The sequence below is a fragment of the Bowmanella yangjiangensis genome, from assembly GCF_017255015.1.
GTDB lineage: Bacteria > Pseudomonadota > Gammaproteobacteria > Enterobacterales > Alteromonadaceae > Bowmanella > Bowmanella yangjiangensis.
Genome location: NZ_JAFKCS010000703.1, coordinates 1 through 377 on the forward strand (window position 1 = coordinate 1; position 377 = coordinate 377).

At 66.6% G+C, this 377-nt stretch carries 1 protein-coding gene; it reads right to left on the minus strand.

Annotated elements, in window-relative coordinates; genetic code table 11:
- Positions 1–342 (minus strand): hypothetical protein (locus tag J0A65_RS26330; protein WP_206597133.1); only part of this gene is annotated, 342 nt, incomplete at its 3' end.
- Between the last annotated feature and the right edge of the window lie 35 nt (positions 343–377).

Consider the following 377-nt stretch of genomic DNA (forward strand, 5'->3'; position numbering starts at 1 on the left):
TTCACCCTGCAGGCGGTAGAGCTGGCTGACCTCGAAGCGGCCATCGTTGCCTTGGCCCTGGCTGCCGCCCAACTGGCCGGCCAGGTCGGCGAACAGTTCGCCTTGGCCATCGCTGGCGAGCTGCCTGGCTTCATGCTCGATGCCGGTGTTGCCGCCGTCGACCAGAAGGAAGCGGCGCTGTTCCTGACAGGGGCTGAACAGCAGCTGGCCGTTCTCCAGTTGTACCTGGCCCTGCAGGCGGGTGGCCGGTGGCGGGCCTTCCGGCTTGCCGGTGTAGACCTGGCAGGCGGTCAGAAGCGGGAGTAGGGCGATGCTGCTGAGCAGGGAACGGGTGATGGACATGAGGCCTCCGAAGCGAAGCGGCCACCATAGCTACA